Origin of the sequence: Lactococcus petauri (assembly GCF_023499275.1) — a bacterium.
GTDB lineage: Bacteria > Bacillota > Bacilli > Lactobacillales > Streptococcaceae > Lactococcus > Lactococcus petauri.
This window is the reverse complement of record NZ_CP094882.1, coordinates 1,173,091-1,199,279: the sequence shown is the minus strand read 5'-3', so window position 1 is coordinate 1,199,279 and position 26,189 is coordinate 1,173,091. Positions and strand designations below refer to the sequence as shown.

Below are 26,189 nucleotides of genomic sequence, written 5' to 3'. Positions count from 1 at the left end.
AAGAAAAAGGTTAATGAATAAGAAAAAGGGACTTATAAAACAAGTAACACGTTTTAAAATGCATAAGTCGGGAAAATTTTGGGTAATCTCCAGTTTAACGCACTTTAGCTGGTTAAATTTATCCAAAAAATCCGCACAGCAAGTTAAAGCAGAAATTAAAGAAACTTCTTACCAACTATTATACGGTGAAGAAGATGAAGCCACACATAAAACAAGATTTGGTTCAGGCCTAAAGGCTTTAACTGGACTTGTAGCAGGTCTTGGATTAGGTGCCGGGATTTCACAAGGGCAAACCTATGCTGAAACGACACAACCATCAGTGGAGAAGCAGAGCGGAAAAGAAACATTAGCTCAAAAAGATAGTGTCGCAATTAAGTTAGAAACGAGTGAATCTGAAACGAATACTAGCTCTGTATCAGAGTCACAATCACAATCACTTTCTACATCTGAATCAAATTCTGAACTTGCATCAGAAGCACAAGTACTGCAAGGTCCAGTTCGAAGAGCTGCTTATGATGACGGACAAGTCACTGAAAACCAGATTTATGACGTTAATTATAAAGGTTATTACTATCAGTCCAGTAAAGGGACGGATCCTTCAAAATATGACGGTTTGATGAAGGTTCAGATGAATAAAGATAATGTGACCGTTCAATTTGATCCAAGCAAACCGCTCCCAAGAAGTGTTGCGGTTAAATTAAAATCTGAAGCTGATCCTTCTGTTCCACAACAAAATGTATTGAATTTAACTCTCGGAAAAACGGTGACAGATTATACAACTCAAATTTCTTATGATGGAGATTTGAGCACTTATTGGACGAACTATATTAAGAAACACCCAGAATGGGCGGATACAAATCCAGCCATTCAAATTGTGGTAAATGATGGACACTGGATTGCGAATGAAAATGGATGGACAACAGTTAGCCGTTATGAAATTCCTGTAATTAGTGATTCATCCTCTACATCAGAGAGTGTGAGTGGGTCTGAATCTATTTCACAATCAGAAATTGTAAGTGACTCAGACTCGAAAAGTGATTCAAAAAGCTTATCCGATTCTAGCTTTGAATCACAGTCTGATTCGGATTCAATTTCAAGGTCGGAATCTGTATCTGAATCATTGTCAGAGACCCTTTCTGAGTCAAGCTCAGAATCAATATCTGACTCCCAGTCGATTTCTAGCTCTGAATCTACTTCAGAAACCCTTTCTGAATCAAGCTCAGAATCAATATCTGACTCCCAGTCGATTTCTAGTTCTGAATCTTTATCAGAAACCCTTTCTGAGTCAAGCTCAGAATCAATATCTGATTCACAATCAATTTCTGGTTCTGAATCTACTTCTGAATCAGAAGTTATAAGTGAATCTGAGAGTGTTTCAAACTCTGTGAGTGATTCTCTTTCAGTATCTATGAGTGAGTCAGAAAGTGTCTCAAATTCATTAAGCGGCTCTCAATCTGTATCCATAAGTGAGTCTAATCGAAATTCAAATAGCGAATCTGTTTCGGTATCTTTAAGTGGCTCAGTGGAAGATTCAGAGAGTGATTCTGCCAGTCATTCACTATCAGTAAGTGAATCTAATCGAAATTCCAGCAGTGATTCTGCAAGTGTTTCGAATTCTACAAGCGACTCAAACCGCGCTTCTAATTCGGAATCTTCTTCACTTTCAACTTCCATGAGTGATTCACAATCAGAATCAACATCAATTTCCGATTCTCAAAGTGTTTCGCTATCTGATTCAATCCGCGATTCAAATTCAAATTCAAGCAGTAGTTCAGAATCTCTCTCAGACTCGATTCGAGATTCTTTATCAGAGTCTGTCTCAACTTCAGGATCAATAAGTGACTCAGCTTCAGTCTCAACTTCTATATCTACATCGCAAAGTACGTCACTTTCAGACTCAAAACGTGAGTCAGTTTCGGAATCTGCATCAGAGTCATTGGCATCAAATTCAGAGACGAATTCAGCCAGTGAGTCAGCATCAGAGTCTGGTTCAACTTCAGTTTCTCAGTCGATTTCCGATTCTATTTCTTCATCAGAGTCGGGCAAAGGCTCAATTTCTGATTCGATTTCAGAGAGTCTTTCTGTAAGCGGATCTATTTCAACATCAGATTCAGATCATGCTTCTGTAAGTGAGTCAGTATCAGATTCTCACTCACTTTCAGTTTCAGAATCGATATCTGATTCTGTATCTTCCTCGGAATCAGGACAAGGTTCAATATCTGATTCAGCTTCAGAAAGTACATCGGTGAGTGAATCACTCTCAAATTCTGAGTCAGAACGTCAGTCTTCATCAGATTCAAGTTCTGAATCAAACTCGACATCCGTGTCCAACTCAGTAAGTGATTCAGAATCGATTTCAAGCTCTCTTTCACATTCAGAACCTATTGTGTCTGGATCAGAATCTGATTCTTCAAGCCAGTCAACTTCAAGCTCAGAATCGACTCGCGATTCACAGAGCGAATCTTCAAGTCTTTCTGACTCAATCAGTGCATCGTTATCAGACTCAATTAGTGATTCTGCTTCGAATTCATCCTCACATTCAGAATCAACGCAAGACTCAAACTCCGATTCAGTGAGCGGATCTGTCTCTACGTCTGATTCGAATCGTGAGTCAGCAAGTGAGTCAAGCTCAGAATCAGGCTCTATTAGCCTATCGATTTCAGAATCAAGTTCAGAGTCTACTTCAATAAGTAGCTCAACTTCCGAATCAACGCGTGAGTCTGAATCCGATTCTTCAAGCACGTCACATTCACTTTCAGTTTCAGAGCAGGAATCAAGTTCAGATTCAGCAAGTGAATCAAGTAAAAATTCAAGTAGCGATTCATCTTCTGATAGTAGCTCGCTCTCAGAGTCAAGTCGTGAGTCAAGTTCAGAATCCAGCAGTCTCTCAACTTCGCTTTCAGATTCAAATCGGGAGTCACTCTCCGATTCAGTATCTGATTCTCGTTCGCTTAGTGAGTCGACTTCCGTCTCAGACTCAGCATCTAATTCTCATAAAGATTCGCAATCAGATTCGAATCGTGAATCAACATCTGACTCAAACAGTCATTCGGCCTCAGTTTCAGATTCAAATCGAGAATCAAGCTCAGAGTCAAGCTCAGACTCACAGTCACAAAGTGAAGAAGTATCACAGTCAGAATCATTGTCAGCTTCAGTTAGCGAATCACTTTCTGACTCAAACCGTAATTCTATATCGGACTCAATAAGCGAATCGACTTCAATTTCGACTTCGGAACGTCCATCAATTTCTGAGTCTGTATCAGAATCGCTTTCGACAAGTACCTCAACAAGTGATTCAATTTCAACTTCGGTATCAGTATCAAGCTCAGAAAGTACATCACTTTCCGAGTCAAGTCGTGATTCCTCTTCAGATTCAGCCTCAGAATCACTTAATTCTAATTCGAATACAAATTCGGCATCAGAATCAAGCTCAGAATCAGCTTCAATTTCGACTTCGAACTCAGTCTCTGATTCTGTTTCGTCTTCAGAATCTGGACGAAATTCAAGTTCCGACTCAAGCTCAGAGAGCAGCTCAGTTTCAGATTCTGCCTCAATATCTGATTCAGAGAGAAATTCACAAAGTGATTCTGAGTCAGTTTCAAGTTCTACCTCTGACTCTGTTTCAGCTTCAATTTCTGACTCAAGCTCAGATTCTGGACGAAATTCAAACTCCGAGTCAAGCTCCGAAAGCAGTTCAGTCTCAGAATCAATTTCTCAATCTGATTCAGAACGTGTTTCGACAAGCGATTCTAGCTCTGACTCAAGCTCCAACTCGACTTCAGTTTCAGCTTCTGAGTCACTCTCGGCTTCTGAATCGGGACGTGAGTCAAGCTCGACTTCAGCTTCAGAAAGCACTTCATCAAGCGACTCATCATCACTTTCAGAATCAGGCAATAATTCATCTTCTGAATCTAACTCTGTATCTGGATCAACTTCAACGTCACAATCAGTAAGTGAATCTGCATCTGCCTCAAGTTCAAACTCTCATTCTGACTCTTTAGAATCAGGTTCTGAGTCGGACTCTCTAAGCGTTTCAAGTTCATTGTCTGATTCAAACCGTGAGTCTAATAGTGAATCTGCATCACATTCGTCCTCAATAAGCGAATCTAATTCGGTCTCAGTCAGTGAGTCGCTAAGTGATTCCATTTCTAATTCAGGATCAATAGAAGAATCAGTTTCTGACTCTACATCAGATTCTCTTTCCCTTTCAGGTTCGGAAAGAGAATCAACAAGTGATTCAGCAAGCCTTTCAACATCTACAAGCGAGTCTATATCACAATCAATAAGTGAATCAAGTTCGATTTCATCTTCATTATCAGAGTCGAGTCGTGATTCTCGTTCAGAAAGCCAATCTGCCTCTGATTCACAATCAGTATCAAGTCGTGAATCAACAAGCGATTCAAGCAGTGACTCTCTTTCAACAAGTGATTCCCTTTCAACCTCAGTAAGCACATCTGTTTCGGAATCAATTTCGCATTCAACTTCAAGTCGAGAATCAAGTTCAGAATCAGCAAGTCTTTCAACTTCACTGTCAGCTTCGGAACGTGACTCTTCAAGTGATTCAGCGAGTGAGTCAAGCAAAGCCTCAAGTTCAGAATCAGCTTCAGAAAGTCTTTCACTGTCAGAATCTGGACGTCAGTCAAACTCAGAATCAGCTTCAGTTTCTAGTTCTATGAGTGACTCTGCTTCACTGTCTGGTTCAGTTTCCGTTTCAATCAGTGCTTCAACGTCAAACTCAAGTAGAGAATCAAATAGTGACTCCGCCTCAGCTTCCGTTTCATCATCAGAGTCAAGTCGTGAATCACTTTCAGATTCGAACTCGTCTTCAACATCTGTAAGCAATTCTCTCTCTGATTCATTGTCAGTTTCTGGTTCAGCTTCAGATTCTCTTTCAACTTCTGAGTGGGCTTCTATGAGTGATTCAAACTCCGTGTCTGGATCTTTGTCGGAATCAAGTCGTGAATCACTTTCAGAATCAAGTTCTCTCTCAACTTCAATAAGTGACTCTATATCTGAGTCAAGTAAAAACTCAGCTTCAGAAAGTACTTCACGTTCAGAATCAACAAGAGATTCATTATCAGATTCTGCATCAAACTCACTTGAGTCTAATTCTGATCAAAACTCAGCGAGCGAGTCAAGTTCCGCTTCAGGTTCTCTTTCAGCTTCCGTTTCAAGCTCAGAGTCAAGCTCAAGTTCAGAATCAAGTAAAGCTTCAAATTCAGACTCCGCTTCAGAAAGTCTTTCAAATAGTGTTTCAGAATCACTTTCAAACTCAGCACAAGAGTCAAGCAGCGAATCAGTGTCAGGGTCACTTTCGGTTTCTGAATCAATTTCAGGTTCTATTTCTAACTCTGTTTCAAATTCAAACCTTAATTCTGATTCAGAGTCGGTTTCAAACAGTACTTCATTGAGTGAATCAGGCTCAAGCTCAGAGTCAGAGCTGGTTTCTACCAGTGATTCAGCTTCAGCATCAACTTCTGTATCAGAATCGCAGTCTGTTTCAAACTCAAGCTCAAGTTCAGAATCAAGTAAAGCTTCAAGTTCAGACTCCGCTTCAGAAAGTAACTCTGTCAGCAACTCACTTTCTGTTTCAGATTCAGAACGTAATTCTGACTCAGAGTCAATTTCCGCTTCCGTTTCAAACTCTATATCTCAATCTGAGAGCCAATCTGTTTCTGTTTCAACTTCAGATTCAAACTCTGAGCCTGTCGAATCTGGTTCAGACTCCGATTCGCTTAGCGCTTCAAGCTCGCTTTCAGAATCAAGTCGCGTTTCATCAAGTGAATCTTCAAGTCTTTCAGCATCGTTGAGTACATCACTTTCGACATCAGGAAGTTTTTCAGATTCAAACTCTGCCTCAAGCTCAGATTCGAGTCGTGAGTCATTGTCAGATTCTTCAAGTCTTTCTGCCTCGACTTCAGAATCAAGTCGTAATTCAGAAAGTAACTCAGCATCGCTATCTACTTCAACAAGTAGTTCACTTTCGACATCAATGAGTGATTCAAGCTCGCTCTCCGATTCGTTGTCAGCTTCGATAAGTCTATCTCTATCAGTATCTGACTCTTCAAGTCACTCAATCTCAGACTCTCTGTCAGATTCTGCACGTGATTCAATAAGCGAGTCGGTGAGTGATTCAAGCTCAGCAAGTGATTCAACTTCGAATTCTCTTAGTGAATCGATTTCGGACTCTGTTTCAGTTTCTAACTCAAGTCGTGATTCTATCTCAGATTCTGCCAGTCTTTCGACATCTGTTTCAGACTCTGCTCGTACCTCTCTGAGTGAGTCGGCAAGTGATTCAAGCAAGCATTCAAGTAGCGAATCAGCTTCTGAGAGTACTTCGCTTTCTGTTTCAGGCCGTGATTCGATGTCAGAATCTATTTCTGAAAGTAGCTCTCTTTCAGAATCAAGTCGTGATTCTCAATCTCTATCAAATTCAACATCAAGCTCGATGAGTGTTTCACAATCCGAGTCAAGAAGTAGTTCTAGCTCTGAGAGCAGTTCTCTTTCAGAATCAAGTCGTGATTCGCTCAGTGATTCTGTATCAGCTTCACAATCGGTGTCTGACTCAGCACGTGAATCTCATTCTGAAAGCATTTCAGTATCAAGCTCAATTAGTGAATCGCTTTCTGATTCGCGTAATGATTCAAGCTCAGAAAGCACTTCAAACTCTGACTCAACACGTGATTCAATTTCTGACTCAAGTTCAGATTCTCTGACTTCTAATTCTGATACAAACTCTATGAGTGAATCCAGCTCAACATCGGGGTCTCACTCAACTTCAATTTCAAGCTCAGAGTCTAGCTCAAGCTCAGAGTCTGGAAAAGCTTCAAGTTCAGAATCTGTATCTGAAAGCAGTTCAAATAGTCACTCAGACTCCCAGTCTGTATCTAGTCGTGATTCAGAAAGTGAGTCAAGCTCGGTTTCTGCATCTAACTCAGATTCCCAGTCTGTTTCTGAGTCAATCTCAATTTCGGACTCAGGACGCATTTCAAGTTCAGAATCTGTGTCTGAAAGTGTTTCAAATAGTTTATCTGGATCACAGTCAGATTCATCACGTCAATCCGATTCCGACTCATCATCTGAATCCAGCTCAACCTCACTTTCTCAGTCTGTGAGTGAGTCAACTTCGGTATCACAATCATTGTCTCATTCTGAACCTCTTGAGTCAGGATCAGAATCTGATTCGTTGAGCATTTCAACGTCTATGTCAGATTCGAACCGAACTTCAAATAGTGAATCAAGTAGTACGTCAGCCTCAGTAAGTCATTCACAATCACAGTCTAATAGCATTTCAGCCTCAGAGTCTGTTTCGACATCAAACTCTTCTCGTGAATCTGTTTCTGACTCAGTGAGTGCTTCAAGCTCGTTGTCAGCCTCAGAACGAGATTCAAATAGTGCTTCAACGAGTGCATCTGTTTCTGTAAGTGAATCTGTGTCAGAATCAATAAGTGATTCGACATCAGTTTCAACATCAGTTTCAGCTTCGAGTCGCGACTCTCTCTCTGATTCAGCAAGTGCTTCAACATCAACGTCAGCCTCAGAACGTGATTCAGGTAGCCTTTCCGCAAGTGAATCAAGCAAACTTTCAAGCAGCGAATCAGCTTCTGAAAGTACTTCACTTTCTATTTCCAGTCGTGAATCAGCTTCAGATTCAAGTTCAGAGAGTAGCTCAAGCTCAGATTCTAGCCGTCAATCAGCTTCCGAGTCTGCTTCGCTTTCCACATCAATGAGTCTATCGACATCAAGTTCAGTCTCTGAGTCAAGTTCAGAAAGTCGTTCACTTTCAGATTCAGCGCGTGAGTCTGTGAGTGCATCAGAATCAATTTCTGAATCGCTCTCTTATTCAAGTCGTGAATCAACTTCTGAAAGTCTCTCAACATCAAGTTCCGTAAGTGAATCTCTTTCAGGCTCTAGTAATGCTTCCAGCTCAGAAAGTACTTCAGCTTCAACTTCAACACTTGAATCAAGCAGTGAGTCAGTATCACATTCAACCTCTGGTTCACAGTCAGATTCAGTATCTACCTCACTTTCAGCTTCAGAATCTATAAGTGGTTCACAATCACTTTCAGGTTCACAAAGTGAATCTAGCAGTCAATCAGGCTCTGTATCTGAGTCCGTAAATAATTCTCAAAGTGATTCAATATCTGTTTCCTTATCAACATCGAGCTCAGAGCAAGAATCTCTTTCTGATTCGGTATCAACATCAGTATCAATCAGTGATTCACTTTCGACATCTTTATCCTTGTCAAGTTCAGAGAGCCTATCTGCATCAAATTCGAACCGTAACTCTACTTCGGAGTCAGCTTCAGAATCATTAGCTTCAAATTCTAATACTAACTCTGCAAGTAATTCGGCTTCAGGTTCTGCCTCACACTCAGTATCTACATCAGCCTCAGAATCACTATCTATTTCGGGTTCAGAGCAAGCTTCAAGCTCGGACTCAGTATCTGAAAGTGTATCTGTGAGTGGATCTGTATCCTCCTCAGCATCGGAAAGAGACTCTTTAAGTGAATCTGTCTCAGAATCCCTATCAGGCTCAAGTTCAGCTTCAATATCAGAATCAGTATCCTCGTCGGATTCAAGTAGAACTTCAAGTTCAGAATCAGCTTCAGATAGTTTGTCAATAAGTGAATCAATCGTTCACTCAACTTCAGAACGTGATTCGTTGAGTGAGTCAATCTCAACTTCAGTGTCAACCTCAGCTTCCTTATCTGTCTCAGATTCGGCATCAGCTTCAGAATCAGGGAAGGTATCAAGTTCAGAGTCTTCATCTGAAAGTAGCTCAAATAGTATGTCGGGCTCAATTTCTGATTCACAACGTGAATCACAGAGTGATTCAATTTCAGATTCTATCTCTATGTCTGGTTCGACATCAGTTTCAGAATCAACCTCAGCATCTCTTTCAGGAGAGCTCTCAAGTTCAGAGTCTTCATCTGAAAGCAGTTCAAATAGTCTATCCGTATCTCAGTCAGATTCTGACCGTGGATCAGAGTCAGCATCGAGCTCAACTTCAACATCAAGTTCAGCTTCTCAATCCGTGAGCGAGTCAACTTCAGTATCACATTCACTTTCGCAGTCTGAACCAGTAGAGTCAGGTTCAGCTTCAGATTCGTTAAGTGATTCGACATCAGTCTCTGATTCAAACCGAAACTCGCTCAGTGAGTCTGTGAGTCATTCCGTTTCAGCAAGTGATTCCGCATCATCTTCATTGAGTGATTCAGTCTCTGTTTCAGATTCACTCTCTGCTTCAGGACGTGAGTCAATGTCTGAGTCTGCCAGCCTTTCGACATCTATTTCAGCATCAGAGCGAGATTCTCTCAGCGATTCAGTGAGTGAGTCTGGTTCAACAAGTGCTTCGCTGTCGGTATCCACAAGTAATTCAGTCTCTGTTTCAGATTCCATCTCTGCTTCAGGGCGTGAGTCAATGTCTGAGTCTGCCAGCCTTTCGACATCTATTTCAGCATCAGAGCGAGATTCTCTCAGCGATTCAGTGAGTGAGTCTGGTTCAACAAGTGCTTCGTTGTCGGTATCTACAAGTGATTCAGTCTCACTTTCATCATCAAGCTCGGAGTCAAGTCGCGATTCCGTCAGTGAGTCTGCCAGTCTTTCAACATCTATTTCAGCATCAGAGCGAGATTCTCTCAGCGATTCAGTGAGTGAGTCTGGTTCAGCAAGTGCTTCGCTGTCTGTATCCACAAGTGATTCAGTCTCACTTTCATCATCAAGTTCGGAGTCAAGTCGTGATTCCATAAGTGATTCATCAAGTGATTCAACTTCGATATCAACTTCAAATAGAGAGTCTGTTTCAGAATCAGCATCAGAAAGTGGCTCAACATCGCTATCACTAAGTGATTCAGTCTCACTTTCAACCTCATCATCAATGTCTGAATCAGCATCTGTGTCAACAAGTGAATCAATTTCCGCATCACTAAGTTCTTCTGAATCAACATCATTAGCATCTAGAAATTCAGAACACATGAGCACTTTACCGCATACTGGCGATAAGGACTCTATTGGCTTAGGTGTTTTAGGCTTAGGATTAATAGGTGCCGCAGCTCTAGGTAAGAAGAAAAAGAAAAAAGCTTAAGAACAAATAACAAAATATTTAGAAAGGAATAAAATAAAGTAAAAAAAGCAAGTACTAAGGTATTTGCTTTTTAGTTTATATTTGATGTAAAACAAAAGAATTTGACTTTTTAATATATTATGTTTCAATAGTAGAGAGCTTTATAATTAAGCTTATGTAAAATAAGAGGAGTAAAAACAGATGGTTGAAAAGATGCTAAATTGGGTGGCAAGTTTGCCACTCTGGCAAGCCACCTTGTTCTTGTTTATTGTTGTTTTCTTTAGGGCACAGATGACATTTGGTCTAGGAAAACTCATTCATATGGGACTATTGAAGACAAAATGGGGGAAAAAGGCAGAGAAATCCGAAGAAAATCGAGCAGGAATGCTTGCTCTTCAAAAATATGGATGGCCCGTTATACCTTTGAGTTTCTTGACAGTTGGTTTTCAAACTGTGGTGCAGCTTGCTGCTGGTATGTTAGATTGGAAATGGAGCAAGTACACACTGGTCGCTCTTCCAGGCTATTTAGCGTGGGGCTTTGTCTACGCTGCAGGAGGACTAACCTTATTCCGCTCGATTGCTAATGGCTCAATTGGCTTATTGATTCTTTTTGTTATTATCGTATTGTTACTTTGGAGTGTTGGGACATTTTTAGTGAAAAAACTTAAGCCTAATACATAACACAAGGGACTTGTTCATATTTCATTTTTTCTTTAAATATGGATTCAATATAAAAAACACAACCTTAGTTGTGTTTATTTTTGTTTAAAATTAAAAATTTGTGCTTTATCGGCTTTATATTCTGTTAAAGCATGTGCAGCATATCGTTTTTCTTCAATCATGCTGACATATTTGGCAGGAGCTTGAAACTTGCTGAAGTCTTCTTTGTCAAGAACGAGTGTTTTTTTCGTCATACTTGATTCACCTAAGACAACATATTCCGTTGTAGCAGCAGTAAAACTTTGTCCTTTTTCATCTTCGATATTTTTTACTTGTGTATCAGCGGTCCATAAAGCAGGAGTTTTCGAAAGCGAGGTAATATGTTTGAATTTGAATTCGTCCCCTTTTTTGCTGACTGCGTTGACAGCTTTTGCCTGAATCAATTTTTCAGCAGATGTCGCATCTAATACCAAAGTATCTGTTTCAGCGACATATTTTCCTTCAACAGTGATGTTATTTTTTATGTAAGATTGGTTGTCTTTTAAGCTTTGATCAAGTTCTTTTTTGTCTGAACTATAAAGAATGATGCCATGAACAGGCTGGTGGAATAAAGAGATAACTTTACTAACGGCAAAGTAGCCTCCTGCGATAAACAAGATGAGTGCTGGAATAATCCAAAGTTTCTTTGTCAATGTAGTGTTGTCCTTTTCTAAAGTTTTTTTATTTCTTTATTTATTTTATCAAGGAATTATGACTCAAAAACTTACTCTTCTGTAAGATAAAAAATAAAAGCACTTGTGTGCTTTTTATTTTTGGATAAGATTCTCAATAAGCATTGAGCTTTCTTCAATCGAACGTTTACTGACATCAATTGTCTCTATGCCTAACTGCTCAAAGAGTGTATCGGCATATGCCAACTCTTCAAGAATACGTTTTTCATCAGAATACATGGATTTTGTTTTAAGTCCGAGCGTTTGCTCCCGGTAGCTTCGTATATTACTTAAGCTTTCAGAAGTACTGGTTAAGCCAATAATCTTATGCGGATTCACTTTATAAAGTTCTTTAGCCACTTCGACCTCCGGAATAATCGGGAGATTTGCTACCTTGTAACCTTTGTTGGCCAAGTACATACTCAGTGGGGTTTTCGAAGTTCGAGAGACACCAAGAAGCACAATATCAGCATTTAAAAAACCTTTAGGATCTTTCCCATCGTCATATTTCACCGCAAATTCGATAGCAGCGACCCGATTAAAATAGGCTTGATTTAACCGATGCACACTGCCGGACTCTTGTGTAGGTTGCTCACCTGAACGTTTTTCAATAAGTTGCATGAGCGGCGACATAAAGTCCACATAGGCCAAATCATGTGTATCTGAAAATTTTTGGACACACTCCACTAAAGACTTATCAACGAGAGTGATAGCGACAAGGGCATTTTCTTTTTTGGCATCATTCAAAATTTCTAATAGTGAATCTTTATCATTGGTAAAAGGATAAAGCTGAACATCTGATAAATCAACAGTTGGAAATTGTGCCACAACAGCAGAAATAATTTTTTTTGCTGTTTCACCGACAGAGTCAGTAATGAGATAAATTTTTATATTTTGCATTTTGTCCCCTTAATCTTCGCTTTGCATTTCGTTTCCTGTTTGGATGAAAGCTTTCATGATGTGTTTAATGGATATTTTACCGATTATTTTTTTCGAGTCTGCTTTTTCAAGCACAGGTAAACTATCTACTTCGTATCGAGAAAGAATATTCCCAGCTTCTAGTAAAGTCTTATCGGCGGTTATAGTATGGATATTAGGCATACGTGTCATTATTACAGCAACAGGAGTTTTTTCTAGATTATTGCCACTTATAGCGAACCGAAGAAGGTCTTTACGAGAAAGAAGTCCAGCTAAATCGCCATTTTCATTTTTGACATAGATACTGCCAATATCATAGAGAAAAAGACTTGTCGCAGCATCGTAAACAGACATATCTTGTGCAACAATCAGGGGTGAAGTCATAAAGTCAGACACTTTTTTTGAGTAGCAACTTTCAATATAAAGAGGCTGCATTTTTTGCCCAGTATAGAAATAGCCAACCTTTGGCTTTGCATCAAGTAACCCTGTCATGGTAAGAATAGACAGATCGTTCCTTAAAGTTGCACGGCTTAAACCTAAAGTTTGTGCAATTTTTTCACCACTGATGGGCTGTTCCGCTTTTACGATATTAATTATTTCAGTTTGTCGAGTTGTTAATTTCAAGTGTCACTCCTTAATAAATAGGACATACTATATATTATATGTGTTTTATCTTTTTAAATCAACTAATAAAAGGGATGGTTGCCACATGTAATGTTAACAAGCTAAAAAGAATGCGATTACAAAAAACTTGACAACGAATATGACATACTATATAATGTGTTTATTCACTAAATAGTATGTCACATATAAAGGAGACGCGAATGTCACAAGCAAAAAAACGTGTTTATAACTTTACAGAAGGTTCAAAAGAACAAAAGGATCTCTTAGGAGGAAAAGGAGCAAATCTTGCAGAGATGACTGGGATTGGTTTACCAGTACCCAAAGGATTTACCATTACTACAGAAGCTTGCTTAGAGTATCTGGACTCGAAAAAATTATTGCCTGAGTTGGTTAAGGAAATAGAAGAACATATTGCTAGGCTAGAAAACGAAACTGGAAAGAAATTTGCAGATGAGGAAAATCCGCTATTAGTTTCGGTCAGAAGTGGCTCAAAATTTTCAATGCCGGGTATGATGGATACTATTTTGAATTTAGGCTTGAATCATCAAAGCGTTGAAATCTTTGCCCACAAGACTGAAAATCCTGTGTTTGCTTATGATTGCTATCGTCGTTTAATCCAAATGTTTGGCGATGTGGTTAAAGGGGTTGATAAAAATATTTTTGAAGAAGCACTAACGCTATATAAAGCGACCCAAGGTTACAGTTCTGATATTGAGATGAAAGCGGAAGATTGGAAGGAGATTATTCAACAATTTACCACAATCTATCTGAAAGAAGTTGGTGAAAACTTCCCTCAAGATCCCTCCAAACAACTTTATGCGGCTGTAGAAGCGGTGTTTACTTCTTGGAATAATCCGCGTGCTGTAACTTACCGTCGGATCCATGAAATCTCTGATAAACTTGGAACAGCCGTTAATATCCAAGAAATGGTTTTTGGAAATACTGGAGGGAATAGCGGTACAGGTGTTGCCTTTACACGCAATCCTGCAACAGGGGAAGCTGGTGTTTTTGGCGAATTTTTGTTGAATGCGCAAGGAGAAGATGTTGTTGCAGGGATTCGGACACCACGTCCAATACAAGAGTTGAAACAAGAACAGCCCACGATTTATATGCAATTTGAGAAAATATGCCATCAGTTGGAAGCTCATTATCAAGATATGCAAGATATCGAGTTCACCATAGAAGAGGGAAAACTTTTCATTCTTCAAACACGTAATGGCAAACGAACAGCAAAGGCTGCCTTTAAAATTGCAACGCAAATGGCAGAAGATGGCGTAATAAGTAAGGAGGAGAGTCTGAAACGCTTAACACCTTCAATGATTACCCAGCTGCTTCATCCTGTGTTTGATGAACAAATGTTGGCGGAGAGTAAATCTGTGGCAAAGGGTTTACCTGCAAGTCCTGGTGCAACATCTGGCAGAGTCTATTTCTATGCGCAAGATGCGCAAAAAGCGCATGCAGCTGGGCAAAAAGTTATCCTTCTTAGAACAGAAACTTCACCAGAAGATATTGAAGGTATGGTTGTGAGTGAGGCTATTGTCACTTCTCGTGGAGGAATGACCTCTCATGCTGCTGTCGTAGCACGAGGAATGGGGGTGTGCTGCGTGGTTGGATGCGAACAATTAACGATTAATGAAAAGCTCAAACAAGCGTACGACGGTACACACACTATAAACGAAGGTGATTTACTCTCAGTAGATGGAACAACAGGAAAAATCTACCGCGGGGAAATTAAACTCGATAAGGTACAAGATCTAGATCTTTTAGTAAAAGTACTTCAGTGGGCCTCTCACATCGGAAATATGCAAGTCAGAGCAAATGCTGAGACAGTTGAAGATATTAGAGCTGCACTGGATTTTGGTGCAAGCGGCATTGGGTTGGCACGTACAGAACATATGTTCTTTGGGAAAGAACGAATTTTGGAAATGCGTAAAATGTTTCTCTCAGAAGATCAACTGCAGCGTAAGCAATCCCTTGAAACACTCAAAGAATTCCAGAAAAAGGATTTTGCTGAAATTTTGAGTCTGACGGAAGGAATGCCATGTACGATTCGCCTTTTAGATCCGCCACTTCACGAATTTATGCCCAAAACTAAGGAAGAATATGAGCAAGTGGCTGAAGCGTGTGGACAAACGGTTGACTTTATTATGCACAGAGGTAAAGATCTTGAAGAGTTCAATCCGATGCTGGGGCATCGTGGTTGTCGTTTAGCCATCACCTATCCCGAAATATATGAAATGCAGGTTGAAGCAATAATGGAAGCTGCTTTGGAACTCGCTAAAACAGGAAAGCAAGTCAAACCAGAGATTATGATTCCTTTAGTTGCTGAAGAAAAAGAATTGTCTTATCTTAAAAAGATGTTAGAAGACAAAATCCAAGATGTCTTTGAAAAACACCAGCTGAAAATTGCCTATAAAATCGGCGCAATGCTTGAAATTCCAAGAGCTTGTTTGACGGCAGATCAGCTTGCGACATCAGCACAGTTCTTTAGCTTTGGTACCAATGACCTGACACAGCTGACCTATGGCTTTTCTCGGGATGATTCGGTCAAATTTTTGCCCGATTATGTTGAAAAAGGTATTTTAGAAGATGATCCCTTTCAACATTTGGATCAGAAAGGAGTGGGCAGTTTGATGAAAACGGCAATAGAGCTTGTCAAACCACAACATAAAGATATCAGTTTTGGGGTATGTGGCGAAGTAGGAGGTGATCCAGACTCTGTTGCTTTCCTTCAAAAAATCGGTTTGGATTATGTATCATGTTCGCCATATCGAGTTCCAGCAGTTCTTCTTACTGTTGCACAGATGAGTATTAAGTAAGAGAATGTAAAAAACCTTCGACGATAAGCGAAGGTTTTTATTATTTTAAATCTCCCCAAAGGTTGAGCATCACGGTTCCAATGATAAGGACTAAAATGGCTGAACATTGGAGGAACAGGCTGAGTTGAGAAGTTTCGTGATTTGAAATTAAAAGCCGAACGATAGAAGCAACCGCGATATAGATATATTTCTTGATTGTTGGGTGATCATTATCGGAGAGATAGTGAATAATGAGTTCTAAGAATTCCAAAAAGAGGAAAAAGGTTAAGATACGGTCAATAATATCGTAGAAACTGTAATCAATAAATCCTGTAGTAAATGAGGAGAGAAGAACCCAAATCTCTTTAAACATAAGAAAGGCAATGACCAGCCCGAGTAAACTTAAACAGACTTTTATAATGACATTAAAAGTTTTTGATAAAAAATTAAATTGAATCAAATGAGAACCTCCCTGATTAGTCGTGTAATTTTATAATTCTAGTATAGCACAGAAACATCAGCTTTGAGGAGAGATTAGACTTGGAAAAATGAATTGAATATTTGAAAATAAGAAAAGTCTTATTAAAAAGATACATTTTCTTATCACATTATCTCAATGTATAAATTATCCCTATCGGAATTCCAGCGTTTCTAAATTGTTTTTTACCTTAGACTGTGGGATAATCAATGTAAAAGAAGAAGGTGCGTTTTAGAGCAAGTCACCATCTGTTTACTTTATAGAAAAGAGAAAATACTATGATTAATCTTTGTAATATGCTTTATGTTTCGGATGTCCCAACGCACGCAGAATTTTGGGCGAAAGTTGGCTTGAAAGAACTTCGTCGCCAAGGTTCAGGCTCGCAAGAAACGGTGATTTTCGCAGTGGATGCGGATGCTCCAAGCGCACGTATTCAATTATGGAATCTTGACTTTATTCGTCAAAATTCACCAGAAGTAGCAGATATGAAAGGCTCAATGCTTTTTACTGTGGATGACTTAGAGGAATGGCATACGCGTGTCTCTAAAGCAACGAACACAGCAAGCGCAATCAATGATTTCCAAGGTATGGTGAACTTTAATTTCCAAGATCCTGATGGAAATTATTATGCATTTGCGCAGACTGAATTACCAGAATGATGTGCAAAATCTTAATCGTCTGATTTTGAAGTTGCTTTCTTTGATGATATTTCACTTTCTAATTCCTCTTTCTCTCGCAGTTTTCGTTGTGCCTCAGAGAGCTCTCCTGTGGCGAAAGCGCCCCATTTCATCATGCCTCTGTCATGATAGTTACGGATAGATTCATAAGGGCTATATGAGCGATCAACTGTCATTTTTTTCTCCTCCTGCGGCTGCATGGCCGCCAATCATTTTGCTTCTTTCTAAAACTCTAGAGCCAGTTGTCAAAACGCTGGCTTTTTGAATGGCTGTAAAATCAAATTTATCACGTATTTCATCAATGGCATTTTGTAGAGCTTCCTGTTTTTGATGAGTGATGACCTTAGATTCATTAGGGAGCATTGTTTCAAAAAGATTAAGTTGCTTGATATTTTCGCTAGATAAATCAAAACCACCGATACCGATTTCTCTTACAATTTCACCATGATATTTTTCTCTAAAGAGGCGCAAAAACTCGGTTTGAATATCCGTTGTACTTTGAGTGGGCTCAATTTTACTGGCTATTTTTATCGAAGAAGAGTATTCTTTGTAGGAAGGTTTGACATAAAGTGAGAGACCACCCGCGAGCTTTTTACCTTTTCGAAGTCGGATAGCAAGATGCTCAGCCATTTCCTTAATCACTAGCTCAATTTCATCTTGCTTTACGTAGTCGCGTGGCAAAATCTGACTGTTGCTGTAGCTTTCTGATTTTTTGTGGTGCTTCTCGCGGACATTGGTTTCATCAATACCATGTGCATGAAAAAATTGTTGCAGACCAACGATTCCCATTTTTCGTTTAATTCTATCAGGGTTCGCATGAGCCAGATCCTTGATAGAATAAATTCCTAACTTATTGAATCTTTTCTCTGTCCGTCTCCCAATCCCCCAAAAATCAGTCATCTTTGGAAGTGTCCAAATCTTCTCGGGGACGTCCTCATAACGAATGAGCGCCCGCATAGTTGCGCTGTGCTTGGCATAATTATCCATCGCTAACTTGGCCAGTAAAGGGTTATCCCCCATTCCAACAGTCACAAATAGGCCCATTTGCTTAAGGACTTTTTGCTGTAAATCCTGAGCTAACAAATCCATTTGTTCATATTTATCTTTGATTTTAGGGTAGAAAAGGTTCAGAGATTCTGTAACATCAAGGAAGGACTCATCAATAGAATACGAGTGAATTTCTTCAGAAGAAGTATAGTTGGTCAAAAGTTGCTGCATCTCGATATTCTTATCGATATAAAGAGCCATCTGTGGAGGGACGATATGTGTACGTTTAGCCCAACTTTCAATAAAAGCGACATGTTGCATAGAGGGTTCTGTGCGTTGTCCGTAAATGTCAGTATGTTTGGCATACCAACGCCGATAGTTAAATTTCCTATTTTCCAGTAAAAAAGGTAAATCTGCCGCACGACTGACGTTAGATTTTCCAAAAACCTCTTTAAATTTCGGACTTGAAGCTAAGATAAGGCCATAGGAGTGATCTGAGCGACTCATGACACATAGAGAGGTATCTAAAGGATGAAGCCCTCTCTCCACACACTCGATTGAGGCATAGTTCGATTTTACATCCTCAAAAAAAATTGCGCGCCGTGGTTCATACGTATAGTCAATAAACATATTATACCTCTTATCAAATATTGATTTATTCAATATTATATACCTAAAAAAGAAAGAAAACAAAGAAAAATAATTATAAACTCAATATTTATTCTTTGTGTAACCTAAATGATGTTTTATAAAAAAATGTAACACGAAAAACATGGATTTCTCAAATTATTAGTAAAAACAGAAAAGGGAATGCTATAATATAAGTAACGAAATTGTAATATAAGGAGGAGCTATGAAAATTTTAATCAATCAAAAAAAGCCCTTATACTGGAGTAAGGTAAAGAAAGCTTCAGTGGTTGGTTTGACCACTTTACTGGTCGTCGCCAAAGGAACAGCGCCTGCCGTTGCAAATACTGTGCGCACTCGTTTCTGTGGTACAGATTTTACTATTGGGCAAATACATGAAGTACCAGAACAAGGTGTATTGATGGATCATTTTGTCGGGCAGGAAGACGGAACGCAAACTCCAATGACTTCTGAGGATAAACAAAATAAGATTGTAACAGAAGCAGGTTATGTTCCGATTATGCCATTAGCTGAAACTCAGGAAGAAGCACCGGCACGCCTCAAAGGTCCGCGACAAAATCCTGCTTACTATATGAAAGAAACAGTTGAACATCTTACAGAAAGACCTTGGAATATTGTGACAAAGACAACACTTGCTACAGGTGTATTGTTGGCAGTAACCAGTGGAATTGTCTTGAAAAACATTTTGAAGAAATAATAAAGAAGAATTACTTCTAAAGTGGTTCTTTTTTTGTATAAATAAAGTTTTCCCAAAAATAAAAAGTATAATTATTGGCAAGACGAAATGACATAGAGTACAATTATTAGTAGAGGTTAAATTAATAATGCAAATGAATTAAAAATTAGGAGGGATTTCATGGAAAAAGAAGAAAAAGTTAAAATTTTACAAGATTTGATAAAAATTAAATCGATTAACGGAAATGAAGAAGAAGTCGCTGTTTATTTACAAAACTTATTGAAAAATCATGGAATTGACTCCAAATTAATTCAATATGCCGAAGGGCGCAGCAGTTTAGTAGCTGAAATTAAGAGTGGCTCAAGCAGCCGAGTTTTGGGGCTGACAGGTCATATGGACGTTGTTGATATTGGTAATGAATCCCTTTGGACTTACCCGCCATTTTCTGCAACTATTGACGGTGATAAATTATATGGGCGTGGTTCAACAGACATGAAATCTGGGCTTGCAGCCATCACGATTGCAATGATTGAATTAAAAGAAGCTGAGACAAAATTTGATGGAATCATCCGTTTATTGGCTACGGTAGGTGAGGAAGTTGGAGAACTTGGTGGACGTCAGCTTACAGAGCTCGGTTTTGCGGATGATTTATCCGGCTTAATTATTGCTGAGCCGACCAATTATAACTTGGTCTACACGCATATGGGATCGATTAACTACTCTGTAGTTTCAGCAGGTAAAGCAGCACATAGCTCACAACCTCAAGAAGGCTTTAATGCCATCAATCACTTGAACGAATTTATTACTGCTGTTAATGTTGAAATGGATAAAATTGCTGAAGAATACCCTGATGCAGAACTGGGAACAACTATCCATAATGTGACTGTTATCCGAGGGGGTGACCAGGTGAATGCAATTCCGGGAGAAGCCAGTCTTGAAGGAAATATCCGAAGTGTACCAACCTATGGTAACGATAAGATTAAGGCCAAACTTCAAGAAGTAGTTGATAAAGTGAATGAAAATCATGATTATAAGTTGACATTAACGATTGACGAGGATAAAGTGGCAGTGCAGTCGGATAAAAACTCAATCTTAATCCAAACTATTCAAAGTGAGTTTGATACGCCTTTACCAGTTATTGGCATCGCAGGAACTACTGATGCTGCCGAATTTGTGAAATCCAAAAATAAATTTGACTTTGTCGTCTTTGGCCCAGGAGTAAGTAATCTCCCTCACCAAGTTAATGAGTATGTTGAAATTTCAAATTACTTAGATATGATTGATACATACCAGAATATTGCGAAAAAATATTTAGATTAGTTAGATTAGAGTGTAGAAAATCAAGTTTTTGCTTGGTTTTTTATATTCTAATCTGCGTTTATATTACTTTATGTTACAATTTAAATATGAAAAAATATTTATTGGTGGTCTATTGGGAGTAGTTCTTGTCAGCGCAGCTCTCCTTACTTATCTCTTTTTAGGCCCAGACACAACAGATGTTCGGGGGAAATGGGTCAGCTTTGGGGAAAATAAACTCCGTGTTTCTGCCGGCTCATTACGAGGAGATTTGGTGCAAGCCAGTCCTTTTACCAAACAGGAAATGGTGATTCGCTCAGATAAAAATGTGAAGATTAATCCTATTACGCACACGATTACAGAAAAAGCGGGTGATTTCTCAGTCACACGCAAGTTTCGTATGGAAAATAATAACGAGGTCTTAAAAATCCGTACCAAACTTGGTGAGAAGGAAATCTGGGAAACGTATTACTGGCCAGGAAGCAAAGCTTACCAACAAAAAGAAGAATCTTTGGTTAAAGAAAGAGCAGCAAACGTCAAAAACAGTACAAAAATTAACGAAGCATGGAAGAAGCGGGTAGAGGTGCTAAATAATGAATTATTTGCGGCTCTTGATGATACAACATGGCAAGGTTATGATATGATCAATGCCATTCATATGAAGCCTAATGCAGAAGTCACTGTTCATATTCAGACCGAACCTTCGAAAGAGACAGAACATGGGCATTTTGAAGCTCAGGCTACGGTGGATTTTCAAATGATTGGTTTTGAAACTGAGGAAATCTATGAACCTGTCGTGAAGGGTCAAGGTTTTGGGGCTTACGATATGCTAAGTGAAGGGGCATTGAAGACACTTTTTACAGATAACCCTTTAAAAAATATTAATACAGAAAAAGTCTTAAAGCGTATTCCTCAAATTACTTGGAAGGATATTTTTGCAAAACAAAACGCGATTAAGTTCCGCTACGGTATTTTCAACACGCTCACTACCCAACAGCTGGTCATTAAGAAAGAGAATATTGATTTTAGTCAAGATAAGCTGCAGATTAATGCCATACGTATGGAAACATATCTGAATGATGTAGATGGAGACGCATCAAGTAAACAGGATATGATTGCGGATCCTTTGGATAGAATATAAAAAAGGCATGAATGCATGTCTTTTTAAAAATGATACAATATACTTAAATAGTGATATCATCAAGGAGAAAATAATTGATTAATACATATCAATTTTTTTCTCCTTACGTAAAAATTAAAGGTCAGGTTAAAATGATAGAGGCAATTATCTGTAAAAATTGTGGAGGATCAAGTTTTATAAGAAAGCAAGGGAGACTTATTTGTTCCTATTGCGCTACGCAGTACAAGGAGGAGTATGCTCCCAGAAGAAGTCGGAAAAATATTTGGCTTGCTATCGGAGCATTAGTTTTTACAACTTTTGTGATTGTCTGGTTTTTAGTTTCTTATGGAATAAACAATTCGGGAAGGAAATCAACAACTTCTCAAAATCAAAAACTATTCCAAAGTGACTCCTCTTTAAAGAAAAACAGGAACCAATACGCGCGTGAAAATATTGATAAAATAAAGGGCTGGTCTTTAGAAAAATACAACAATATCCAACGAGCAGAACAGATTGTCTCAGCGGAAAGTAAATATCCAATTTACCAAAATGGTATGCACTTTTCGGACCTTGAGCGAAGTGTTGGTTATTCTCCAGATAGCTTAAAAGAAAGTCGTGTTCCGGGAAACAAAATTGAAGGTATAGCAACTTGGTCCACAGGGTCTTCTTTAAAAGACGGAGAAGTAACAATCTCAATCAGTTATGATAAAGAAACAGGACAAATTTTAAGAAAAGACTTGATGGGCAATATTTATGACAAAGAATGAAACAGTGAAATGTAAAAATTGTGGCGCTAATGAATTTGTTCAAGAAGCAAGAACAACAAGATGTCTTTACTGCCAGACCGAGTATATAAGCTATCCCAGACACAAAAGTAGAAAAATGATTTGGCTGTCTCTTTTCATTTTGACCCTCAGTCTACTGATAGTAATGGTTTTTATCTTGAAAAACACGAATTTGAAAACATTTAAAGTTGAAGAAAAAGCCACGGCTGTAAATATGTCAACGAAAGAAGTTAAGCTTTCAAAGGAAAAAGAATATGCTGAGAAAAATGCATCAGCAATTGAAGGTCTGAGCTTAGAAAAGTACGACAATATACAAATTGCTGCGCTGCATCGTTCCCCAGATAAGAAAGAGCAGTACTACGCACATGGTACACTCATGAAAGAGCTAATAAAAGAACTTGGCCCCCCTGAGGAACTAGTTGAATATACGCAATACTATCCGGGAGGAGCCGCAGTTGAGGGTAAAGCAAACTGGTCCAGTGGAGAAACACTCTCTGATGGATCAGTTGGTATGTATGTTATCTATGATAAGGATTCAGATCAAATTCTACATAAAAATCTATCTGCTTCTATGTATGGGTTAGAGTAACAAAGAAGTTAAAATGGAATAGGATATTCGGAAGGAAGGAGACTAGGTAATGAAAAAAGAATTTTCTAGAGTTTTTTTGAATGATGCAAGTGGAGATGTTTTAGTTATAAGAGATCGAAAGGCAGTCTGGAACATTCCAGGAGGAAAAAAAGAACAAGGAGAATCCTCAATTGCTTGTGCAATAAGGGAAGTTGAAGAAGAAATTTCTTTAACTATTTCTGATTTGGAAGAAGTGTATTCTGATGATTTTGTTTTTGGAGATATAGAGTGGAGAGGACATTTCTATTTTGCAAATACTGCCAAAGGACTTCCCACACTAAATGAACCTAATAAAATAAAAGGAATACAATTTATTGAAACACTGGACATGGTAAACTTTTCTTACGTTTTAAATCCATTACTGTCTTATTTAGATAAATATAATATTCTTGATGCTAAAACAACGAAGTGGGTTTGAACTTTTTGTTGGGACTTAGTAAATATATGATGGTAATTATTTTTTTCTAAGCCACACTCTTCCAATGTAAAAGATATATGAGTAATCAAGGATTGACTAGATTCTAATTAAGTAAAGGTAAAACCGGCACCCAAAAAGTACTTTGCTATATGAAAGAACAGGTATTTATGAAAGATAAAAATTTTTTAGATATTATAAATAAAAGCACAATTGAGACGGCCAAAAGCCTTCTTGGTATGAAACTTGTCATGGAAACAGACGGAGAGTCGCAAATACTTGGTAATATTGTAGAAACTGAAGCTTATCTTGGTACACTGGATAGTGCGTGCCATAGCTTCATGGGAAAACGTACACCTCGTAATGAATCCATGTATCTCTCCGCTGGTCACTGGTATGTATATCAAATTCATGGTCATTTTATGTTAAATCTAGTAACTATGGACGAAGATATCCCAGAGGCTGTTTTAATTCGTGCCGTTCAAGCAGATGCTCCAGAACATGATGGCAGTGGTCCTGGAAAGCTCACGAAATCCTTTGGTATAACGAAAGAGATAGACGGAGAGTATTTTCCTGACTCACGTTTGACATTAGAAGTAGACAAAACACCCAAAGAGATTGCTAGCCGAAAAAGAATTGGAATAACATGTATGGATGAATGGCGAGATGAACCTTTAGGATTTTATGTAAAAGGAAATTCGCAAGTTTCCCGTATTCGGAAAAAAGAAATATTAGATGATGATGAGTTGACTTGGGAAAAACCACCTTTTCAGAAAAATAAAAACTATCTAAAAGAAACGATACCAAAGGCATGACTTGCTGTTTTTATATGAGAAAGAACTCCAGAACAATAAAATAGACCACAAACTCAAACAGCTACATATTAGCGCAGAATCCCAAAAAATGATAGAATAGCCTAGTATGATATGCTCTACAAGGCTTTTTTATGTAAGAAAAAACACACAGAGCAGATTCAAGTAAAATAGAGATACGGACATCTCTAGATGTATTTAATACTTATTTTCATCACTAAAAAATAAAAATGAAAGGCTATGACATCAGTCATAGCAGGGTTTAAAAATGGGTGTAGCAATTCAGTGGTTCCCAGGACACATGTCCAAAGCGCGTCGTCAAGTGCAAGAAAATTTAAAATATGTTGATTTTGTGATTGAGTTGGTAGATGCACGTTTACCAATCAGTTCACGTAACCCAATGTTGGATAAAATTATTGGGGATAAACCACGTCTTATCGCTTTAAACAAGGCTGATTTAGCTGACAGAAACGCTGTGAAATCGTGGGTGGAGTTTTTCGAAAAGCAAGGCATAATCGCTCTAGCCATCAATTCGAAAGAAGCACATACTGCCAAACGTTTGACTGTTGCAGCGAAAACTTTGATGGCTGATAAGCTTGCGCGTAATGCTGAACGAGGCATCCAAAATAGTTCTTTACGTACGATGATTGTAGGTATTCCTAATGCGGGTAAGTCAACACTGATGAACCGTCTTGCAGGAAAAAAAGTAGCTGTTACAGGAAATAAGCCTGGTGTAACTAAGGGGCAGCAATGGTTGCGTACCAATAAAGAGTTGGAAATTCTTGACACACCAGGGATACTTTGGCCAAAATTCGAAGATGACCAAGTTGGTCTAAAACTTGCTTTAACAGGCGCTATTAAGGATCAGCTTTTGCCGATGGATGATGTGACTATTTTTGGTTTGCAGTATTTCCTTGAAAATTACCAAGAAGCTACTATGAAACGTTTGCGCATGAAAGAAGCAGATCTGGAGTTAGAAATTCCCGATCTCATCATGGAATTGACCAAACGTTTTGGCTTCCGTGATGATTATGACCGTTTTTATCAAATGTTTGTTAAGGATGTACGTGATGGCAGAATGGGCGAATATTGCTTGGATAAAGTGAGTGACTATGTCAACGATTAAAGAAATAAAAGAGCAACTGAACGGCTTAAATACACTACTCGAAGTGGACGCTTTTTTGGAAGATACTCGTGCAGGAGTTCAAACAGCGATTAAACGTCGTAAAAAAGAGATTTTAGCAGAACAAGCAGAAGACGAACGTTTAGAAATGATGCTGAACTTTGAGCGACAAGCATATGCGCAAGGGATGGACTTGATTGCGGGTATAGATGAGGTTGGACGTGGCCCCTTAGCTGGTCCTGTTGTGACTGCAGCCGTGATTTTACCAAAAAATTGTAAGATTAAAGGTCTCAACGACAGTAAGAAGATTCCAAAATCTAAACATGAAGCTATTTTTGCAGAAGTCCAAGAAAAAGCACTTGCTGTCAGTGTTGGTTTAGTTGATAACGAAACGATTGACCAAGTGAACATATATCAGGCGACTAAAATCGCAATGCTTCAAGCTGTAGAAAAATTAGAAATACAGCCAGAATGCCTCTTAATCGATGCGATGAAGTTAGACATTAATATTCCTCAAGTCAGTATTATCAAAGGTGATGCCAAGTCGTCAAGCATTGCGGCAGCAAGTATTGTTGCGAAGGTGACACGAGATCGAATGATGGCGGAGTATGCACAAAAATACCCACATTACGACTTTGAACATAATGCAGGTTATGGCACGGCCAAGCATTTGGAAGGCCTAAAGAACTACGGTGTTACAGCGATTCACCGTAAATCTTATGAACCCATCAAATCAATGTTAGAAAAATAAGCAGATCATCATGATCT

Annotated in this window: 19 protein-coding genes; 13 read left to right on the top strand and 6 right to left on the bottom strand. The window is 38.7% G+C overall.

The window, feature by feature from the left end:
• Nucleotides 1-13: 13 nt before the first annotated feature.
• Both lgb_RS05840 and lgb_RS05835 read left to right on the top strand, forming a co-directional pair.
• Entirely contained in the window at nucleotides 14-10,087 is a 10,074-nt protein-coding gene (locus tag lgb_RS05840) for a KxYKxGKxW signal peptide domain-containing protein (protein WP_019294047.1), read from the top strand.
• 180 nt (nucleotides 10,088-10,267) lie between these two features.
• Complete coding sequence (locus lgb_RS05835) at nucleotides 10,268-10,747, top strand: SNARE-associated domain-containing protein (RefSeq protein WP_019294046.1); 480 nt, start codon at nucleotides 10,268-10,270, stop codon at nucleotides 10,745-10,747.
• Nucleotides 10,748-10,821: 74 nt separating this feature from the next.
• Here lgb_RS05835 and lgb_RS05830 read toward each other — a convergent pair whose 3' ends face one another.
• The 3 genes from lgb_RS05830 to lgb_RS05820 all read right to left on the bottom strand — a co-directional run bounded on the left by lgb_RS05830 (nucleotide 10,822) and on the right by lgb_RS05820 (nucleotide 12,978).
• The gene (locus tag lgb_RS05830) at nucleotides 10,822-11,418 is read right to left on the bottom strand and encodes a lipoprotein BA_5634 family protein (RefSeq protein WP_249663178.1); all 597 of its coding nucleotides are present in this window, start codon (nucleotides 11,416-11,418) and stop codon (nucleotides 10,822-10,824) included.
• Between the two features lie 114 nt (nucleotides 11,419-11,532).
• The gene (locus lgb_RS05825) at nucleotides 11,533-12,336 is read right to left on the bottom strand and encodes a pyruvate, water dikinase regulatory protein (RefSeq protein ID WP_019294044.1); all 804 of its coding nucleotides are present in this window, start codon (nucleotides 12,334-12,336) and stop codon (nucleotides 11,533-11,535) included.
• A gap of 9 nt (nucleotides 12,337-12,345) precedes the next feature.
• A complete protein-coding gene (locus tag lgb_RS05820) occupies nucleotides 12,346-12,978 on the bottom strand; it encodes a helix-turn-helix transcriptional regulator (RefSeq protein WP_019294043.1) in 633 nt (210 codons plus the stop codon).
• Nucleotides 12,979-13,178: 200 nt separating this feature from the next.
• On the opposite strand from lgb_RS05820, the gene ppdK reads away from it, so the two are divergent.
• Nucleotides 13,179-15,797 carry a pyruvate, phosphate dikinase gene (ppdK, locus tag lgb_RS05815; RefSeq protein WP_249663177.1) on the top strand — a complete coding sequence of 873 codons (2,619 nt, stop codon included), beginning with the start codon at nucleotides 13,179-13,181 and terminating at the stop codon, nucleotides 15,795-15,797.
• 40 nt (nucleotides 15,798-15,837) lie between these two features.
• Here the strand turns inward: ppdK and lgb_RS05810 are convergent, their stop codons facing one another.
• The gene (locus lgb_RS05810) at nucleotides 15,838-16,236 is read right to left on the bottom strand and encodes a phosphate-starvation-inducible PsiE family protein (RefSeq protein WP_004257024.1); all 399 of its coding nucleotides are present in this window, start codon (nucleotides 16,234-16,236) and stop codon (nucleotides 15,838-15,840) included.
• Nucleotides 16,237-16,532: 296 nt separating this feature from the next.
• On the opposite strand from lgb_RS05810, the gene lgb_RS05805 reads away from it, so the two are divergent.
• Complete coding sequence (locus tag lgb_RS05805) at nucleotides 16,533-16,913, top strand: VOC family protein (RefSeq protein WP_019294041.1); 381 nt, start codon at nucleotides 16,533-16,535, stop codon at nucleotides 16,911-16,913.
• Nucleotides 16,914-16,924: 11 nt separating this feature from the next.
• Here lgb_RS05805 and lgb_RS05800 read toward each other — a convergent pair whose 3' ends face one another.
• Nucleotides 16,925-17,107: a hypothetical protein gene (locus tag lgb_RS05800; RefSeq protein WP_019294040.1), complete on the bottom strand. Its 183-nt coding sequence runs from the start codon at nucleotides 17,105-17,107 to the stop codon at nucleotides 16,925-16,927.
• On the bottom strand, nucleotides 17,097-18,548 hold the full coding sequence (locus lgb_RS05795) for a Y-family DNA polymerase (protein ID WP_019294039.1): 1,452 nt from the start codon (nucleotides 18,546-18,548) through the stop codon (nucleotides 17,097-17,099). Before lgb_RS05795 ends, lgb_RS05800 begins: the two co-directional genes overlap by 11 nt.
• A 223-nt stretch (nucleotides 18,549-18,771) precedes the next feature.
• Between lgb_RS05795 and lgb_RS05790 the strand changes: the two genes are divergently transcribed.
• From lgb_RS05790 to lgb_RS05750, 9 genes are all read left to right on the top strand, one after another.
• Nucleotides 18,772-19,263 carry a hypothetical protein gene (locus lgb_RS05790; protein ID WP_019294038.1) on the top strand — a complete coding sequence of 164 codons (492 nt, stop codon included), beginning with the start codon at nucleotides 18,772-18,774 and terminating at the stop codon, nucleotides 19,261-19,263.
• 159 nt (nucleotides 19,264-19,422) lie between these two features.
• Nucleotides 19,423-20,562 (top strand): ArgE/DapE family deacylase, encoded by a 1,140-nt coding sequence (locus lgb_RS05785; protein ID WP_019294037.1) that lies wholly within the window; start codon nucleotides 19,423-19,425, stop codon nucleotides 20,560-20,562.
• A 70-nt stretch (nucleotides 20,563-20,632) separates the two neighbouring features.
• Nucleotides 20,633-21,679 (top strand): hypothetical protein, encoded by a 1,047-nt coding sequence (locus tag lgb_RS05780; RefSeq protein WP_227671628.1) that lies wholly within the window; start codon nucleotides 20,633-20,635, stop codon nucleotides 21,677-21,679.
• 74 nt (nucleotides 21,680-21,753) lie between these two features.
• Complete coding sequence (locus lgb_RS05775) at nucleotides 21,754-22,425, top strand: hypothetical protein (RefSeq protein ID WP_019294035.1); 672 nt, start codon at nucleotides 21,754-21,756, stop codon at nucleotides 22,423-22,425.
• Complete coding sequence (locus lgb_RS05770) at nucleotides 22,412-23,032, top strand: hypothetical protein (RefSeq protein WP_019294034.1); 621 nt, start codon at nucleotides 22,412-22,414, stop codon at nucleotides 23,030-23,032. The genes lgb_RS05775 and lgb_RS05770 overlap by 14 nt, the downstream gene beginning before the upstream one ends.
• A 49-nt stretch (nucleotides 23,033-23,081) precedes the next feature.
• Nucleotides 23,082-23,489 carry an NUDIX domain-containing protein gene (locus tag lgb_RS05765; RefSeq protein WP_019294033.1) on the top strand — a complete coding sequence of 136 codons (408 nt, stop codon included), beginning with the start codon at nucleotides 23,082-23,084 and terminating at the stop codon, nucleotides 23,487-23,489.
• A 167-nt stretch (nucleotides 23,490-23,656) separates the two neighbouring features.
• Entirely contained in the window at nucleotides 23,657-24,301 is a 645-nt protein-coding gene (locus lgb_RS05760; RefSeq protein WP_029345843.1) for a DNA-3-methyladenine glycosylase, read from the top strand.
• A 265-nt stretch (nucleotides 24,302-24,566) separates the two neighbouring features.
• Nucleotides 24,567-25,424: a ribosome biogenesis GTPase YlqF gene (ylqF, locus tag lgb_RS05755; RefSeq protein WP_019294031.1), complete on the top strand. Its 858-nt coding sequence runs from the start codon at nucleotides 24,567-24,569 to the stop codon at nucleotides 25,422-25,424.
• Nucleotides 25,411-26,172: a ribonuclease HII gene (locus tag lgb_RS05750; RefSeq protein WP_019294030.1), complete on the top strand. Its 762-nt coding sequence runs from the start codon at nucleotides 25,411-25,413 to the stop codon at nucleotides 26,170-26,172. Before ylqF ends, lgb_RS05750 begins: the two co-directional genes overlap by 14 nt.
• The last annotated feature ends 17 nt before the right edge of the window (nucleotides 26,173-26,189 follow it).